15 protein-coding genes are annotated in these 17,527 nt (G+C 66.6%); 7 read left to right on the top strand and 8 right to left on the bottom strand.

Annotation, left to right across the window (positions count from 1 at the left end; translation table 11 throughout):
- Both NA5_RS01735 and NA5_RS01730 read right to left on the bottom strand, forming a co-directional pair.
- A complete protein-coding gene (locus NA5_RS01735) occupies positions 1-762 on the bottom strand; it encodes a MerR family transcriptional regulator (RefSeq protein ID WP_245672035.1) in 762 nt (253 codons plus the stop codon).
- A 13-nt stretch (positions 763-775) separates the two neighbouring features.
- A complete protein-coding gene (locus NA5_RS01730) occupies positions 776-1,651 on the bottom strand; it encodes an alpha/beta fold hydrolase (protein WP_062981053.1) in 876 nt (291 codons plus the stop codon).
- Positions 1,652-1,758: 107 nt separating this feature from the next.
- Between NA5_RS01730 and NA5_RS01725 the strand changes: the two genes are divergently transcribed.
- Entirely contained in the window at positions 1,759-2,703 is a 945-nt protein-coding gene (locus NA5_RS01725) for an ATP-binding cassette domain-containing protein (RefSeq protein WP_062981340.1), read from the top strand.
- A complete protein-coding gene (locus NA5_RS01720) occupies positions 2,700-3,461 on the top strand; it encodes an ABC transporter permease (protein WP_062981051.1) in 762 nt (253 codons plus the stop codon). Before NA5_RS01725 ends, NA5_RS01720 begins: the two co-directional genes overlap by 4 nt.
- On the opposite strand, the gene NA5_RS01715 is transcribed toward NA5_RS01720, so the two are convergent.
- Complete coding sequence (locus tag NA5_RS01715; RefSeq protein ID WP_062981049.1) at positions 3,445-6,594, bottom strand: AfsR/SARP family transcriptional regulator; 3,150 nt, start codon at positions 6,592-6,594, stop codon at positions 3,445-3,447. The two genes, NA5_RS01720 and NA5_RS01715, sit on opposite strands and share 17 nt — an antisense overlap.
- 285 nt (positions 6,595-6,879) lie before the next feature.
- Here NA5_RS01715 and NA5_RS01710 point away from each other — a divergent pair, with 285 nt between their 5' ends.
- The 4 genes from NA5_RS01710 (at position 6,880) to NA5_RS01695 (ending at position 10,786) form a co-directional block, all read left to right on the top strand.
- Positions 6,880-7,524 (top strand): DUF4097 family beta strand repeat-containing protein, encoded by a 645-nt coding sequence (locus NA5_RS01710; protein WP_062981047.1) that lies wholly within the window; start codon positions 6,880-6,882, stop codon positions 7,522-7,524.
- A 183-nt stretch (positions 7,525-7,707) separates the two neighbouring features.
- Complete coding sequence (locus NA5_RS01705) at positions 7,708-7,902, top strand: ferredoxin (protein ID WP_062981045.1); 195 nt, start codon at positions 7,708-7,710, stop codon at positions 7,900-7,902.
- Between the two features lie 52 nt (positions 7,903-7,954).
- The gene (locus tag NA5_RS01700) at positions 7,955-9,181 is read left to right on the top strand and encodes a cytochrome P450 (protein ID WP_062981043.1); all 1,227 of its coding nucleotides are present in this window, start codon (positions 7,955-7,957) and stop codon (positions 9,179-9,181) included.
- A gap of 60 nt (positions 9,182-9,241) precedes the next feature.
- Positions 9,242-10,786 (top strand): serine/threonine-protein kinase, encoded by a 1,545-nt coding sequence (locus NA5_RS01695; RefSeq protein WP_062981041.1) that lies wholly within the window; start codon positions 9,242-9,244, stop codon positions 10,784-10,786.
- A 44-nt stretch (positions 10,787-10,830) separates the two neighbouring features.
- On the opposite strand, the gene NA5_RS01690 is transcribed toward NA5_RS01695, so the two are convergent.
- The 3 genes from NA5_RS01690 to NA5_RS01680 all read right to left on the bottom strand — a co-directional run bounded on the left by NA5_RS01690 (position 10,831) and on the right by NA5_RS01680 (position 13,771).
- Positions 10,831-11,868 carry an alpha/beta hydrolase gene (locus tag NA5_RS01690; protein ID WP_062981039.1) on the bottom strand — a complete coding sequence of 346 codons (1,038 nt, stop codon included), beginning with the start codon at positions 11,866-11,868 and terminating at the stop codon, positions 10,831-10,833.
- 159 nt (positions 11,869-12,027) lie between these two features.
- Positions 12,028-12,672 (bottom strand): dihydrofolate reductase family protein, encoded by a 645-nt coding sequence (locus NA5_RS01685; RefSeq protein WP_062981037.1) that lies wholly within the window; start codon positions 12,670-12,672, stop codon positions 12,028-12,030.
- Between the two features lie 187 nt (positions 12,673-12,859).
- Positions 12,860-13,771 carry a MerR family transcriptional regulator gene (locus tag NA5_RS01680; protein WP_062981332.1) on the bottom strand — a complete coding sequence of 304 codons (912 nt, stop codon included), beginning with the start codon at positions 13,769-13,771 and terminating at the stop codon, positions 12,860-12,862.
- Between the two features lie 72 nt (positions 13,772-13,843).
- On the opposite strand from NA5_RS01680, the gene NA5_RS01675 reads away from it, so the two are divergent.
- Positions 13,844-14,497, top strand: a complete 654-nt coding sequence (locus tag NA5_RS01675) for a maleylpyruvate isomerase family mycothiol-dependent enzyme (protein ID WP_062981035.1) — start codon at positions 13,844-13,846, stop codon at positions 14,495-14,497.
- A 63-nt stretch (positions 14,498-14,560) separates the two neighbouring features.
- Here the strand turns inward: NA5_RS01675 and NA5_RS01670 are convergent, their stop codons facing one another.
- Entirely contained in the window at positions 14,561-14,797 is a 237-nt protein-coding gene (locus NA5_RS01670) for a hypothetical protein (protein WP_062981034.1), read from the bottom strand.
- A gap of 425 nt (positions 14,798-15,222) precedes the next feature.
- Complete coding sequence (locus tag NA5_RS01665; RefSeq protein ID WP_062981329.1) at positions 15,223-17,505, bottom strand: heavy metal translocating P-type ATPase; 2,283 nt, start codon at positions 17,503-17,505, stop codon at positions 15,223-15,225.
- Positions 17,506-17,527: the final 22 nt, after the last annotated feature.

Genomic DNA, 17,527 nt, shown 5'->3' with positions numbered 1-17,527 from the left:
TCACTCGGTGTGGGATGGTGTTCGGCGGCGTTCAGCGCGGTGGGTGAGTGCGTCGATGATGCGTTGCCATGCGGGGGAGGCTTCGGAGATTCGGGATGAGATCAGGTGCAGGCTCTTCGGTGGATTGCTGTCTCGTTCGTGTTCGATCTCCCATGCGTCCAGGTCGTCGATGAGCTGGTCCAGGCGCGGGTCGTGCGGGTCCCAGTCGACTGCTTGATCGCAGGCCAGATACAGGCGCGTCGTCTCCGGGTCGTCGAGGCCCGCGGTCTTGTCCCGTATTCGCTGCGGCATGGCCTGCGGGTCCAGTGCCTGCAGCAGGATCCACGAGTCGCGCTCGAGTCGTACCCGCTGTTCGCTGACGCCGAGGCCGCGCATTCGGTTCAGGATGGCGACCACTTCGGCGGGCAGGACGAGGCTTTCACCGCTGGCCAGGTCGGCGATGCGGGTGCGGTATTCGGTGAGCTGGTCGATCTTGCGCTGCAATTCGGCGTCGATGTCGGTGATGGCCGCGGCGAATTCGGTTGGCTGGGCGTGCAGCAGCGCGTCGATACGGGCCAGTGGAACACCGGCGTCGGCGAGGGTCCTGATCCGGATGAGGTCTACCGCGGCTTGCGCGCTGTAGCAGCGGTAGCCGGAGGCATCGCGTTCGGGCTCGGGCAACAGGCCGACGTGGTGATAGTGGCGAACGGTGCGCACGCTTACGCCCGCGGTTGCCGCGAGGCGGCCGATGGTCAGCACCGTTCCCCTGTCGTCGTCGGGCATGGTCGTGCCGAGTCTAGGTCCGCGAAGCCCGGTCCACGACGTCGCGAATCGCCTGGACCACGGCATCGGGGCGGTCGAAGCAGAGCCGGTGGTGGGCGGTGTCGGAGAGGATGCGCTGTTCCCCGTGCGAGACCGTGCTCACCAGGGCCGCATCCATTCTCGTCTTGGCGTCGTTCATCTCCTGCGAGGGGTCGTCGCCCACCACGGTGAGCGCGACCACCGGAACGTCGGGGATGCTCGGCCCGGCTCGCAGTTCGGTGGCGAGGGCGGTCAAGTTGGCACGCTCTGCGATGCCGACCCGCATCCATTCGTCGCTCGCCTTGGCATCGATCAGCGGTTGCCGTATGTGCTCCGGGTAGTCCGCGAGCAACTCGGCGCGCATCTCGCGCAGGGCCGGGCGCAGCTGTTCGAGCTGCTCAGGATCGGAGGCCATCTGCTCGGCCGCGGCCAGATTCGCTGCGGGCGGCATGAAGTCATCCCAGTCGCGGTGTAGGCCGTCCAACCAGACCAGGCCCGCCACGTCCCGCGGGTACAGCTGTGCGAACCGATGCGCGTAGAACGCGCCGAGGGAGTGTGCCGCGAGAACGTAGGGAGCGGGGAGGTTTTGGGCGCGCAGCAGCTCGCGCAGTTCCGTGGCGACCGCGGCGGCGGTGCGCGGCAACGGCAGGGAATCGCTGTAGCCGGTGCCGCCACGGTCGTAGAGCACAGCAGTGGTGAACTGCGAAACCTGTTGCTGGACACCGAAATAGTCCAGTCCGACCGCGCTCGCGCCGGGCAGGAACACGACGGCCGGTCCGCCGCTGCCCGCCCGATGCAGGAAAATACGGCGGCCGTCGATTGTCTGGAACCCGCCGATCGGCGGAGCGAGCTGAGTGCTGTCATTCGTCATGTGACAAGACTCCAACCCTGACGCAGGGGCAGGGTCAATCCCTCGGCGCGAACACCGTGTCAGGTCGCTGTCAGGTCGGTATCAGCACCGCCGATGACAGTGGTCGCATGACAACTTCAGCAATTGCAGCTTCTGGGCTGCGAAAGGCCTACGGGGACAAGGTCGTCCTCGATGGCATTGACTTGAATATCGGTGCCGGGACGATTTTTTCGCTGCTCGGTCCGAATGGGGCCGGTAAGACGACCACAGTGAACGTGCTGACCACGCTGTTGCAGGCCGATGGCGGCACGGCGCGTGTCGCCGGGCACGATATCGCGTCCGAGACCAAGGCGGTGCGCGCGGCGATCGGGGTCACCGGTCAGTTCGCGGCGGTGGATGATCTGCTGACCGGCGAGGAGAACTTGCGGCTGATGGCGGATATCCACCGTCTGCGGGGCAGCGAGGGCAAGCGGGTGGTCACCGAATTGCTGGAACGGTTCGATCTGGCGGAATCGGCGCGAAAGCGGGCGGCGACCTATTCCGGGGGTATGCGCCGCAAACTGGACCTGGCGATGACGCTGGTCACCAGGCCGGAGATCGTTTTCCTGGACGAGCCGACAACGGGGTTGGATCCGCGTAGTCGTCGCACGATGTGGGAGATCGTGCGGGATTTGACGGCCGATGGCGTGACGATCTTCCTCACCACCCAGTATCTCGAGGAAGCCGATCAGCTGGCCGACCGGATCGCGGTGCTCGACCAGGGCCGCATCGTCGCCGAGGGCACTCCCGACGAACTCAAGCGCCGAGTGCCGGGCAGCCACATCCGGCTCCGGTTCAGCACTGTCACGGAAGTGGATGCGGCGGCGCGGATCCTGCCCGACTGCACCCGCGACGACGAGACGTTGACCGTGCGGGTACCGGGCGACGGCGGCACGAAATCATTGCGCCACCTGCTCGAGCGGCTCGCCGAATCCTCGATCGAGGCCGAAGAGGTCTCCGTCCACACCCCCGATCTCGATGATGTTTTCCTTTCCCTGACCGGTCACGCGACCACGGAGGCCAACGCACAATGAGCACCATTACCGCACCGCTGGCCGATTCGGCGATTATGTTGCGGCGCAACTTCAAACACATCGCCCGAACTCCGGTCACGGTATTCAACGCGGCGCTGATGCCGGTCGTGATGATGCTGATCTTCGTCTACGTCTTCGGCAACGCCTTCGAGGTCGGTGAGAACTACATCGATTACGCCACACCGGGTCTGATCCTGCTGGCCATCAGTTACGGCTTGTCGGGCACCGCGGTCGCGGTGAGCTCCGATATGGCGAAGGGCATCATCAACCGATTCAAGGTCATGGATGTCTCCCGCAGCGCCGTGCTGACCGGTCACGTCGCGGCCACCATACTGACCAATGCGGTCGCCATCGCGGCCGTCCTCGGGGTGGCCTTCGCGCTGGGGTTCCGGCCGTCCGCGGCCGCGCTCGACTGGCTCGGCGCGCTCGGCATCGTGACGGCAACATCGTTCGCGGCCTCCTGGCTGACGGTCGCGCTGGGCATGGCCGCGAAGACTCCGGAGTCCGCGGGCATGACCGTTGTGCCGCTGATCATGCTGCCCTTTGTGAGCAGCGCGGTCGTGCCAGCCGACAAGATGGGACAGGGCGTCCGGCAGTTCGCGCAGTATCAGCCCTTCACGCCGATCATCGAGTCATTGCGCGGATTTCTCGCCGGACATCCGTCCGGCGGGTACACGGCCGCCGCGCTCGCCTGGTGTGCCGGGTTCGCCATTGTCGGGTACCTGTGGTCGCGTGCCACGTTCAACAAGCGAGCGTAGTCGCGACCAGTTCACGCCAGTCCGACTTCGCACCTTCCCTCGTCGCCTCGGTGAAGCGCGCTTCGCCGAGGCGATGTCGTGCGGTCTGCTCGATGCGGGCCGCGTCCGGCTGGGAACGGTCGGGCAGTCCGCGTAGTCCGGCACTCGCCGTGAGCAGCCGCGCGGCCTGCTCGTCCTGGCCGTCACGCTGCGCCAGGTCCGCGATTCCGACCAGTATCTGGGCGATGAGGGGCGCATGCCCGGCATCGGTCGCGGCTCGGAATGCCGCGGCGTGTTCGGCACGGGCTCGGTCGAGATCGGCTGCCAGGTAGCCGAGTTGGTCGTGCAGTACCGCGCTGACATTCGGCTGCTCGGCATCGCCGCCCAACATGGTTGTCGCACTGTTGATTTGCCGGTACGCCTGCTCGGTGTCACCGCTCCAACGGGCCAGCTCCGCCTTCGACAGCGCCAGTTCGGCCAGTGCGCTCGGCCAGGATGCCTGATCCGCGGCCCGCTGCGCCGCCAGCATGGCGGACGCACTCGCCTCCGAATCACCGAGCAGCCAATACAACTGGGCCTGCCGCGCCCGGAACCGGATGACGTCCTCGATCGCGCCGACCTCGGTGACCACGGCGATCGCCTCGTCGAACAGCTCGCACGCGGCGGCGAACTCGCCGCGGGTGGCGATCCGATTCGCCAGTTCGGTCAGTGCGAACGAAATCCCCCAACGCTCGCCGATGGCCCGGAACTCGGCGAGCGAGGTCTCGAAATACTCGTCAGCCTCGCGTCCGTCCTGGCCGAGCACCACCCGCATCTTGCCGAGTTGCAGCCGGGCCAGTGCCCGCACCCACGGGTCGTCGTCGGTGAGCAGCGGTTCGAACGCGGTCAGAATCGCGTCCGGCCCGTGCAACAAGCGCTCCAGCGCGGCGACGAACGCCAGCGCCGGGTGCCGGGCCCGAATGCCCCGGCCGAACCGGTGTGCCTCGCGGATCCATTCCTGTAGCTGATTCTCGTCATTGCGCCCGGAGGACGCGAAATGCACGACCAGTCCGTACACCATGGCCCGGGTCTCATCGTCCACCTCGCCGGGCAGCTCGACGGCCGCGGTGATCAACTCCATGCCCTCGGCCTTGTGTCCGCTCAGCCACCAGTACCAGCCCGCGGCCGCCGCGAGCCGCATCGCCCCGGGCGCATCGCCCGCCGCGAGCGCGCCACGCATCGCGACCGCGATGTTGTCGTGTTCGGCCTCGAGCGTGGTGAGCCACTTCAACTGCTCGGCTCGGCGCAGCTGCGGTTCGGCGGTTTCGGCGAGTTCGGTGAAGTACTCGAAGTGCGCTCGGCGCGCGGAATCCGCTTCCCCCGCCTCCACGAGCCGGTCCCTGGCGTACTGCTCGATCGTGGCGAGCATGCGATAGCGCGGCCCGCTGTCCTGCGCGGTGAGCAGCAGCGATTTCTCGGTCAGCGCGGTCAGCAGCTCGAGCACCTCCCACCGCTCGACCGCCGTGTCGTTCCCGCCGTCCGCGCAAACCTGTTCGGCCGCATCGAGACTCGCACCGCCGGAGAACACCGCGAGCCTGCGCAAGAGCGTCCGTTCGGCGTCGGTGAGCAGTTCCCAGCTCCAGTCGACCACCGCGCGCAATGTCCGGTGGTGCGGCAGCGCGGTCCGGCTACCGCCGGTCAGCAGGCGGAATCGATCGTCGAGGCGGGTGGCGACCTGATCGAGGGACATGGTGCGCAATCGGGCCGCGGCCAGTTCGATTGCCAGCGGTATCCCGTCGAGCGCCCGGCAGACGCGCGCCAGATTCGACAGTGTGCGGGCATCGGTGACGAGATCCTTGCGCACCGCACCGGCCCGATCCAGCAACAGCCGAACGGCCGGGGAGGACTCGATCTCGCCGGGGTCGGCGTTCTCGGCGGGCAACGACAACGGCTCGACCTGCCATAACGCCTCGCCCGTGATGCCGAGCGGTTCCCGGCTCGTCGCGAGGATCCGCAGCCGCTGACACTCGCCGAGTACCCGGTGGGCGAATGCCGCCGCGGAGTCGATCACGTGCTCACAATTGTCCAGGATCAACAGCGTCTCGCGCTCGCGCAGCGCCGCGATGAGCCGGTCCATCGGTTCCACATTCGGTGCGGCGCCGAGCAGCGCATCCCGGAGCCCGAGCGCGGCGAGCGCCGATTGTGCCACGTCACCACTGGCGCCGACCGACGCCAATTCCACCAGCCATGGCCCGTCCGGTAGGTCGTCGAGCAGGGTCCGCGCGGTCTCCATGGCCAGCCGGGTTTTCCCTGAGCCACCTGGCCCGGTCACCGTGGTGAGCCGGTGTGCCGCAATGAGTTCCCGCACCGCGGCAACATCGCCTTGCTTGCCGACGAAGCTGGTCAACTCGGCCCGCAGGTTGGTCTTGCGATCGTTTTCGTGCGCTCCCACTTCGCCGCGCAGCAGCGCGACGTGCAGCGCGGACAGCTCCGGCGCGGGATCCACACCCAGCGTGTCGGCGAGCGCCTCCCGGGCATGCTGGTACACGACCAGCGCCTCGGCGCTACGACCCGCGGCGACCAATGCCCGCATCAGCGCGGCGACGAGCCGTTCCCGCACCGGGTGCTCGGCCACCAGCTCGGTCAGCTCGGTGACCAGCTCCGCACCGCGGCCGAGGCGGATCTCCGCTTCGTACAGATCCTCCATGGCGGTCAGGCGCAGCCCGTCGAGCCGGGTGATTACCGCGTCGACGGCCGCACTGTCCGGCACATCGACGTCCTGCATCAGCGCACCACGCCACAGCTCGACGGCCTCGCGCAGCAGCTCGGCCTGATGCGCGTCGTCACCGCCGCGGGCCTGGTCGAGCAGCCGTTCGAACCGCACGGCGTCGACAGCGTCGGATGCCACCGTCAGCCGGTATCCGCCCGCTTGCACGTCGATCGCCCCGTCCGGCAGCGCTCTGCGCAGTCGGGAGACCAGTGCTTGCAAGGCGTTCGCGGCGTCGGAGGGCGGCTGCTCACCCCAAATCCAGTCGACCAGCTTGGATTTCGGGACCGCACGACCGGGTTCGAGGGCGAGAGCGATCAACAGCGCCCGCAACCGAGCACCCGGTACCGTCAGCAGTCCCCCGTCATCTACTCGAATCTCGAGCGGTCCAAGCATCCCGATCTGCACCGGACCATTCTGCCGTGGACGGCAAGTCGACCCCTCGCCCCGCTGTGCTGGGGCGACCAGCACAGCCCGCAAGAGTGGTCGCCGCAGCGCGGCCAGCCAGCGGTGGCGCACCTGCCGAACATGTTGCCCGGCAACCAATCAACCGCTGTGACCAGGTCAAACACCATGTCGGTCGGCGTGTCAGGTCGGCGTCAGCTCCGTATCAGCCGGGATGGCGACAGTAGTTCACGTGAACAGCACGGGCTGATCACACACCAACCGTTCACACGCTGAAGGAGTACCGCAATGCCCGCATTCCAGACCCCGGAGCCCATCGCCGTCACCGTCGAGGTGCTCTCCGGCAATGTCACGGTCATCGCCTCCGACCGTACCGACACCGTCGTCGAGGTCCGCCCCGCCGATGAGTCCAAGAAGGGTGACGTGCGCGCCGCCGAGCAAACCCGGGTCGATTTCGTCGACGGCACCCTGACCGTGAAAACGCCGAAGGACTGGCGGACCTACACCCCGTTCGGCGGCAACCCGTCGATCGAGGTGCGGATCGAGGTGCCCACCGGCTCCCGACTCGAGGGCACCGCGGGTGTGGGCCGATTGCTGGGCACAGGCGAACTCGGCCAGTGCGACCTGGAGATCGCCGCCGGGGACATCATCATCGAGCGCGCGCACGATTCGGTGACCGCGAAAACCGCCAAGGGCGATATCCGCATCGGTGAGGCAGCGCGCGGCGTGCTGCGGCTGGAGACATCCATGGGCGAGTTGGAGGTGGGTATTCGTCCGGGCAGCGCGGTCCGGGTGGAAACCAACGCCCAGCACGGCACCGTGCAGAACCAGATGCAGCCGGTCTCCCGGCCGGAGCAGAACGAGGACACCGTGCAGGTATACGCGCGTAACTCCCACGGCAACATCATCATTCGGCACGCCGTCGCCGCCTAGTGCAGCGCCACCACAGCACCGGCCGCACGACGCAACGTCAGCGTCGTGCACCGGAGTGCGTGTTCATGTGAATTCAGCAATTCAACTTGCGGGCCGCGGAAGGCGGACGGGGACAAGGTGATCCCCGATGCGCTCACCTTCGGCGTGCTCGCCCTCCCGATCACTTGGAAGGAAAGGTAACCGATGGAACTCAGAGTCGACCGGGAGCGCTGCATCGGCGCTGGCATGTGCGTACTGACCGCCCCCGGAGTATTCGACCAAGACGACGCGGACGGCCGCGTGCTGCCGCTGGACACCACACCCGCCCCCGAGTGGGAGCATGCCGTGCGCGAGGCCGCCCAGGTGTGCCCGTCCGGCGCGATCGCCATCGACGACTAGACCAATCCGCCTGTCGATCTACTCATCCCTATTACTTATTGAGGAAAACCCGATGACTCGAACGGTTCCCGTCCCGCACGGCCTCCCCATAGAACGCAATGCGGGCCCCTTCGCCCCACCCCGCGAAATCACCCGGCTGCGCGAGGCTCGCCCGGTCAGTCCCATGCTCTTCCCCGACGGTCACGAGGGCTGGCTCGTCACCGGCTACAACGCGGTCCGCCAGCTCATGGCCGACACTCGGTTCAGCTCCCGCCAGGACATCGGCATTGTCCACGTGCCCTACGAGACTCCCGGCATGCCGGTCGCTACCGAACCTTCCCCGCAGATCCCGGGCTTGTTCGTCGCCATGGACCCGCCGGACCACACCCGCCTGCGGCGCAAGCTCACCAGTGCCTTCACCGTCAAACGCATGAAGCAGCTCGAAGAGCACATCATCGACATCACCGAGCGGCAATTGGACGAGATGGCGCGCCTGACCCCGCCGGTCGACCTGGTCAAGGCGTTCGCGCTGCCGGTGCCCTCGCTGGTGATCTGCGAACTGCTCGGCGTCCCTTACGCGGACCGGGCGAACTTCCAGGTCAACTCGGCCAAGTTCCTGCTCAAAGACCAGCCGCTCGATGAGAAGATGGCCGCCTACGGCGCGATGACCACCTACCTGGCCGAACTGGTCACGCGCAAACGCGCCGAACCCGGCGAGGACATCCTGTCCGACCTGGCCCGCCACGACGACCTCACCATCGAGGAGTTGACCGGCATCGCCTTCCTGCTGCTGCTCGCCGGGCACGAGACCACCGCGAACATGTTGGCGCTCGGCACTTTCGCGCTGCTGGAGCATCCCGAGCAGCTGGCCGAACTGCGCGCCGACCCGGAGCTGGTCCCCGATGCCGTCGAGGAACTCATGCGCTACCTGTCCGTCGCCGACATCTTCTATCGCTATGCCACCGAGGACATCGAACTCGGCGGCGAAACCATCGGCAAGGGCTCGACCGTCGTCGTCTCGCTGTTGGCCGCCAACCGCGATCCGCAGCGTTTCGACAACCCCGACACCTTGGACGTGCATCGCAAGCCTCGCGGTCTGGTGTCGTTCGGCCATGGCATCCACCAATGTCTCGGCCAGCAACTGGCCCGTATCGAGATGCGCGCCGGTTTCGGCGGACTGCTTCGTCGCTTCCCGACCCTCGCCCTCGCCATCCCGGCAGACGAGGTGAAGCTCAGGACCGACATGAATATCTACGGTGTCCACGAACTGCCGGTCACCTGGACGGAAACGGCCCGGTAAACCGTCGGCTGGCGGGGATCCGGTCGCGGTGGCAGCGATCCGCAGCGATACGGTCAGTGTGTGTCGGTGCAGAGCGCTGGCGGCTCGTTCGGGAATTACCACCTCGAACGCTTGGTGGGCCGTGGCGGTATGGGTGAGGTGTGGTCGGCGCGCGACCGCACCGGCAACACCGTCGCGTTGAAGGTGTTGTCCGCGGCCTATTCCGCCGATCCGGGCTATCGACGCCGTTTCGAGCGGGAAGCCCGGCTGGGCGCCCAGGTGCGCGACCCACACATCGTGCCGATCCGCGACTTCGGCGAGGTCGATGGGCATCTCTTTTTGGAGATGGCTTATATCGAGGGCATCGATCTCGCCACGCGGCTGCGGTCGGGTGCGCTGGAACCGACCCGGGCGGTCGAGGTCATCGCCCAGGCTGCGCAGGCGCTGGATGCCGCTCACGCGGCCGGGCTTGTTCATCGGGATGTGAAGCCGGGCAATATCCTCGAGGACACCCGCGGCTTCATATATCTGATCGACTTCGGTATCGCCCGCGCCACCGACGGCAGCGCGCTCACGGCCACCGGCTTGGTGGTCGGCACGTTGGGTTATATGGCGCCGGAGCGGTTCACCGGCACGGCCGATGCCCGCTCGGATGTCTATTCACTGGCCTGCGTGCTGTACGAAACCCTCACCGGGAAGCTGCCATACGGCGACGGTGATCCGGCACAGCAGATGCATGCGCATTTGATGTCCGAACCCCCGTGTGCGTCGCGGGCTGCCGGAGGTGTCCCGCCAGCACTGGACGCTGTCATTGCGCGCGGGATGGCCAAAGAACCGGGGGACCGCTATCCCAGCGCGGGTGAATTCGCCGCCGCGGCACGCGCGGCATTGGGGTGGTCCGCATCGGCGCACCCGGTGCCGCTGGTCGCGGACCCTGCGATATCGGGCACGCACCCGCGCACCCGTGTCATGACCGCTGTGGGCACGACCCGGTTGGAGCCACCGACGCCCGAGCCGCGCACACACCCGGTCGCGCATCCCGATCCGCAGCGAAAGCCTCTGGTGCGGCGATGGTTACCGATCGCCGCCGGGCTGGCGCTCGTCGCGGCGGCGGCGTTGTGGCTGCTCAGTGGTGTCCTCGGGTCCGACACCGCGCCAGCCGTCACGACTTCCGCTGCCGCCTCGCCCAATTCGCCGCCACCCTCGACCGGTGAACAATCCCTGGGTCCGGCCGGTGCGGTGCGCGACGGGAACTTCGCTTTCACTGTGACCGGGGTGGTGTCCGATGCGAGCCGCACCGGTTCGGTGACCCCGGGCGGTTCCTACACCATCGTGACGCTGACGGTCACCAATATCTCCCAACACGGCCAAGTCTTCCGCATCGCCGATCAACGTCTGGTCACCACGGCCGGGCGCACCCTCGCCCCCGATGCGACCGCGACCACCGAACTGAGCAACGGCATCGACCAGATCGATCCCGGCAGCACTCACACGATTCGGCTGGCTTTCGACTTACCCCGCAAGGACAAGAACGGCAAGAAAAACGACAAGAAGAACGACGACCCGAGCCAACTGGTCCTGCACGGTGCCCCGTCGTCCTCCGGCGTGACCGTGCCGGTCGGCTAGCCGCGAGCCGACCGGATATCAGTGCGTCGGAACGGATTTCGAGGTCAGTAGAGATCTTTGGACAGCACCGGCCAGGACTGCTTGAGGTCGTCCTGCCAGTAGCCCCAGGTGTGGGTGCCGGTGGGGGGCAGGTCGAAGGTCGCCGGAATTCCCAACTCGTTCAACCGGTTCTGGAGGTTGTGCGAGCAGGCGCTCATCGCGGCCTCGATGATGCCGCCGACGACGACGTGGTTGGCCACGCTGATCGGGTTGTACTTGTCATCGCCCATGATGAACGGATCGCCGGGAGCGTCGTGCGCGCCGGGCAGACCGCCGCCCGCCGCAACCCACAGGTTCGTTCCGCGCAGTTTGTCGGCGTGCAAGACCGGATCGTTCGCTTGCCAGAGCGGGTTGTCGGCGGGACCCCACATATTTTCCGGGTCACCGCCGCCCCACGTTTCGACCGTGGTCTGCACGAACTTCTGGCCGACCGGATCGCTGGTCTGCGCGCAGCCGCTGTAGGCGCCGACATTCTGGAACAGGCCGGGCTTGGTGATCGCCAGCATCAGCACCGATGTACCGGCCATCGAGTAGCCCGCGATCGAGTTCTTGCCGTTGGTGCCGAGTGCCGCATCAATGATCGGTGGCAGCTCTTCGGTGTAGAAGGTCTGCCATTTGTTCACGCCGAGTACCGGATCGGGCGCGCGCCAGTCGGCGAAGTAGCTCCACCGGCCACCGATCAGCTCGACGACATTGATGTTCTTGTCGCCGAGGAATTCCTTGGCGTCGGTCTTCTGGTCCCATGAGGCATTACCGTCGACCCCACCGCCGCCCCCGTTGACCAGGTACAGCGTCGGGCGCGGGACCGAATTGTCCGCGGGCAGATCCACCAGGACCGGGAAGGTCCGATCCATGGCCGTGGAGTGAATCTCGAGCTGCAGCTTGCGATCGCCGAGTGTCTCTACTTTCTCGATGTAGGAACCGTCCGGTGCCTTGGCCGCGCTGTTGATCGGTGCGGCCGAGGCGGCAGGCGCCAGCAGGCTCACTCCCGTGCCGACGACCGTCACAGCGGCGGCCGCCGCAACGAGATCTCTGAATCGCATACCGCGTCACTCCTGAAAATCGCATCCGCGCAACGTTCGAACCCGTTTAGGTAATCCGCCAAACGGGCAATCGTTACTACCGTAGATCGAATCGGACGCCGGATGCCGCCGGAAGCCCCCAGTCCTGGGGGTCGTTGAGCGCAGCGATCGAGAGTTGCGTCACCGTCGCCAGAAGAAGTGATGGACAACACCGCTCGGGCTCGGGATCTGCTCGAGATGAAAACGGTCGACGAGTTCGTCGGGACTGGTCCATAACCTTTCGCCGCGGCCGAGTTCGACTGATGCGACGGCGATGTGCATATTGTCGATGAGATCGGCTTCGAGGAATTCTCGGACCGTTGCGACACCGCCGCCGATGCGCACATCCTTGCCGTCGGCGGCGTCGAATGCCTGTGCCAGGGCGTCCTTCGGGGATGCGTCGAGGAAGTGGAATGTCGTGTCCCCCAGGGTGATCGAGGGGCGCACATGATGGGTGAGCACGAAAACCGGTGTGTGGAACGGTGGTTCGTCGCCCCACCAGCCTTGCCAGTCGTAGTTCTCCCATGGGCCCCGCTGCGGGCCGAATTTATTGCGCCCCATGATCTCCGCGCCGATGTTGTTGGTGAAGTCGCGGGTGCAGTAGTCGTCGAGGCCGTAGCTGCCTCCGGGATCGGTTCGGTTGGGCCAGTGGGCGGTGGCGCCCGCCCAAGACATGAGCGCCGCCGGATCGGCGTGGCCGAATGGGCGCTCGCGACTCTGCCCCTCGCCTGCGCCGTATCCATCGCTGGAGACAGCGAAGTTCTGAACTCGGACCAGCTGTGGCATGGGAATCCCTTTCTGGTTGCAATCTGCAATCGGTTGAAACCTACCTAGTCTGCTCCGATTGCGCAACCGGTTTGCGACGATTCGATGGCTCGGTGCCATTCGCCTGAATGCCGGACTGGCCGTCAAGCAGCGGACGCGCGCGGATGCGCCGCGTATCGCGGCATTCCGTTCGAACAGCTACCGCTTGTCATGCGTCGACCCACTGTGCGAGTGCTTGGTACAGCCAGTAGAGAGCAGCTCCAGCGGTGGTGGTTCCGGTGATCTCGGTGGTGAGCTTCCAATAACGGTGGATGTGTGGGTTGTTATCGGGCGCGTTGTCGAGGAGTCGGTGTCGCAGGCGTGGGGTGTCGCGGTCGCGTCGGGCGGTGGCGTGCGCGTGGATGAATCGGTCGAGTTCAGGGCCGGGGTGTGGTGCTGTGCCGAGCGCGTCCACGGCCGCGCATGCCTCGGCGACCCCGGTGACCAGTGCGAGTTTGTCGTGGATCCGGGTCGGGTTCGTCCGCCAGAGTTGTCGTGACATCGCGGCGGTGCAGGCGGGATCGGCGATGTGGGTGGTGAGTTCGGCGAAGGCGAGAATGTGCTGGGGAGTCGGATCGGCGGGCAGCCGCGGGATGTTCATCGCGACGAATCCGTCGAACAGTGCCGGTGGGATCGGGGCGAGCAGCGTCCGCCAGAACCTCACCAGATTGTCGTGTGCGTTGTGCCGATCCTGCACGGACGCAAGCAATTCCAACCGTCGTGCGCGGTCGGCGGGTGGCGCGTCCTCGACGGCGCGTAGCGATGCGCGCCGCCAGGACAGCATGCCGAGTTCGGTGTCGAGTGCCGCGCGTTCCGCGGCGATCGCATCGGCGATCGTCAGGGTTCCGGTGAGAACTTCGATGATCGCCGACAAGCCGATGCCGAGAGTTCGGAGCCGACGCACCAGCAGCACCTGATCGCCCGCGGTCGCCGGATCGAACAGCCGATGCCCGCCCCCGCTGCGCCGCGATTCCAGAACACCGTTGTCGCAGTAGAAGCGGAGCGTGCGGACCGGTACGCCGGTGACTCGCGACAGCTCACCGATACTCACTAGGCCGTCGCGGCGTGTGTTCTCAGTCACATTCGCTGGAACCTCCACCTCGGTGGAGTTCCTACCCTACTGGAACATCCACCGGGACAAGGAGATACGCGGATGACCGAGGACACGATGACGAGTGCCGAGCAGATCTGGCGGGCTGTCGCCGCCGAGCGAGCCGGTCTGGTCGAACTATTGGCGCCGCTGTCGGAAGCCGAATGGGACCATCCTTCGCTGTGCGATGGTTGGCGAGTGCGCGATGTCGTCGCGCACATCGTGCTGTCGGCTCGTGCCTCGCTCGGTTGGATCCTCATCAATGTCATCCGCGCCCGCGGCAGCCTGGACCGGGCGATCCGCGATACCGCCATTCGCCACGCGGACCGCAGCACCACCCAGCAGCTGCTCGGCGAGTTGCGCGACAGCATCGACGCACGCGTCACGGCGATCGGCACCACACCGGCCGATCGCCTGATGGACCTACTCGTGCACGGCCAAGACATAGCCGTCCCACTCGGCATCACCCGCGACATGCCGGTCACCGCCGCACGATTGGCGATCAACCGAATCTGGACAACGGACGCGCCATTCCACGCCCGCAAGAAATTCACCGGCCACCGCCTCGTCGCAACCGACACCGACTGGTCCGCCGGTGCCGGATCCACTGTCACCGGCCCAGTAGCCGCCCTGCTCATGATCGTGACCGGCCGCCAGCATGCCTTGAACCAGCTGACCGGCGCCGGAGTCGCGCGGCTTGCACAACGCGACCAGTAGCGCTTCACCTGGACGCGGCCGTCGCTCTGCCGCACTGCGAATAGCAGATTCGCCGCACCTTTGTCAGCTTCCGTCCTTCGTAAGCGGCCCGCCCTCGTCGCGAACCGGTCCCGGCGGATCGCCCTCGTCGGGAAGCGCTGCCGATCGCACAACCAATTGGCGTGCGCCGCTGGAGAACTTGTCGACCAGTTCCGTGGTGACGGTCACCCTCATCGGACCGATCGGGCGAATCGCATCGGCATCGCGCTCGATCTGAACATGTACGGCGGGAGGGACTTCGGGGTTGTCCATGATGGGCATCGGCTGACTCCTCTGGTGCGATGACCGGCTCTGCTGACCGGCCTATCGACACTGCAGCCAAAGGCGCGCAGACGTCCAGGTGACAGTTCGCTGGGCGAACCGGGTTCGGGCGATGCCGAGGGCGTCGACCTCGCTCAGGTAAACGCGAAATTTCTTGCTGGCAGTTGGCTGGCAATGTCGCGAGAGGTTGCCGAGAGTATCGCGCAGCTGATTGTGGACGCCTTTGGGTCGCAGTAGCTTTCGATTGCTGATCGTTGCTCTAGGAAAGGTCGAACCGATGATTCTGCTCTCCCTCTTGGCCGCGACCGGAAGTGCTGCCGCCGCATGGGCCACCGGAAGTGCCGCGATGGGCCTGGCCAATAGCGGCATTCTGCAGTGAGCCACGGGATCGGGCGGGACGGCATGAACACCGTCCCGCCCGATTCCTATTGAGCGGTGGAGCGGAAGCCGCGCAGGCGCAGGCTGTTGCTGACCACGAAGACCGAGGAGAACGCCATCGCGGCGCCCGCGAGCATCGGGTTCAGCAGTCCGGCCATGGCGAGCGGAATCGCCGCGACGTTGTAGGCGAAGGCCCAGAACAGATTGCCCTTGATGGTGCCGAGGGTCCGGCGGGACAGTCGGATCGCATCGGCGGCCGCGCGCAGGTCACCGCGGACCAGGGTCAGGTCGCTGGCCTCGATGGCGACATCGGTTCCGGTGCCCATCGCCAGGCCGAGGTCGGCTTGGGCCAGGGCCGCCGCATCGTTGACACCATCGCCGACCATCGCGACCACCTTGCCCTCGGCCTGTAGTCGCTTGACGGTGTCGACCTTATCGGCGGGCAGCACCTCCGCGATCACCTCGTCGATACCGACCTGTGCCGCAATGGCTTTCGCGGCGGCGGTGTTATCGCCGGTCAGCATGATCGGGGTCAGACCGAGCGCCTTCAGTTGCGAGATCGCTTCGGCGGAGGTGGGTTTCACCGCATCCGCGACCACGAGCACACCGCGTGCCTTACCGTCCCAGCCCACCGCGACGGCGGTCTTGCCATCGGATTCGGCAGTGTGCATGGCCCGCTCGAGCTCGGCGTCCAGCTGCTGCGACCAGTCCGCGAGCAGCCTTGCCCGCCCGACGATTACCGCATGGCCGTCCACCACACCCTGCACGCCGAGACCCTCGATATTCGCGAAATCCTCGACCTGCCCCAGCGTGCCGAGCTTCTCCCGTGCGCCCTTGGCAATCGCCTGGGCGATCGGGTGCTCCGACGAATCCTCCAGCGCCCCGGCCAGTGCCAGCACCTCGGCAGTGTCCTCGCCCTCGGCGGCGACGACATCCAGCAGGGTCATCTTGCCGGTGGTGACGGTGCCGGTCTTGTCGAGCACCACGGTGTCCACCCGGCGGGTCGATTCCAGCACCTCCGGACCCTTGATCAGAATGCCGAGCTGCGCACCGCGACCGGTGCCGACCAGCAGCGCGGTCGGCGTGGCCAGCCCAAGGGCGCACGGGCAGGCGATGATCAGCACCGCGACCGCGGCGGTGAAGGCCGCGGCGACCGAACCGCCGGTGCCCAACCAGAATCCGAGCGTCGCGACCGACAGCGCGATCACGATCGGCACGAAAATACCGGAGATCCGGTCCGCCAACCGCTGTGCCTGCGCCTTACCGGTTTGCGCGTCCTCGACCAGTTTCGCCATCTGAGCCAGCTGGGTGTCGGCGCCGATTCGATTGGCGCGCACCACGATCCGCCCGCCGACATTGACCGTCGCGCCGACCACCGCATCCTCGGGACCGACCTCCACCGGCACCGATTCACCGGTGAGCATCGAGGCGTCGACCGCAGAGGAACCCTCGACGACCACACCGTCGGTGGCGATCTTCTCACCGGGCCGCACCACGAAGATGTCGCCGACGCTCAACTGCTCGACCGGAATTCGCTGTTCGACCGCGTTTGCCCACCCCGACTCCGTCGGCTGCCGTCCCCCTGGATCGCGCAGCACCGAGACTTCCTTCGCGCCGAGCTCGAGCAGCGCCCGCAGCGCCGCCCCGGCCCGCCGCTTGGATCGCGCCTCGAAGTAGCGTCCGGCCAGGATGAAGGTGGTGACACCGGCCGCGGCCTCCAGGTAGATGCTGCCGGTGCCGTCCATCCGCGCAATGGTCAGCTCGAATGGATGCTTCATGCCAGGCATACCGGCCGTACCCCAGAACAGCGCGTACAGCGACCAGCCGAACGCCGCGAGCGTGCCCATCGACACCAGGGTGTCCATGGTTGCGGTGCCGTGTCGCAGGTTGGCCAACGCGGCCCGGTGGAAGGGCAGCGCGCCCCACACCACGACCGGCGCGGCCAGCGTCAGCGAAAGCCACTGCCAGTTGTCGAACTGCAGCGCGGGCACCATCGCCAGCGCGATGACCGGAATCGTCAGCACCAGCGAAACCAGCAGTCGGGTCCGCAGCCCCGCTGTCGGATCCTCCTCGGCGGTGGTTTCCGCGGGTTCTTCGATCTTCGGTAGCGCGGCGGTGTAACCGGCCTGCTCGACGGTGGCGATCAACTGCTCCGGTGAGATATCACCGCTGAAATCGACCCGCGCCTTCTCCGTCGCATAGTTGACCGTCGCGGTGACGCCGTCGAGCTTGTTCAGCTTCTTCTCGATGCGATTGGCGCAGGACGCGCAGGTCATGCCACCGATCACCAATTCGACCTGTCCGGCGGACGGTTGTGTCGCGGTGGTCATCATGTGCTCCGTTCTCTGCGAC

The sequence above is a fragment of the Nocardia anaemiae NBRC 100462 genome (assembly GCF_001612725.1).
GTDB lineage: Bacteria > Actinomycetota > Actinomycetes > Mycobacteriales > Mycobacteriaceae > Nocardia > Nocardia anaemiae.
This window is presented reverse-complemented; position numbering and strand designations above follow the sequence as displayed.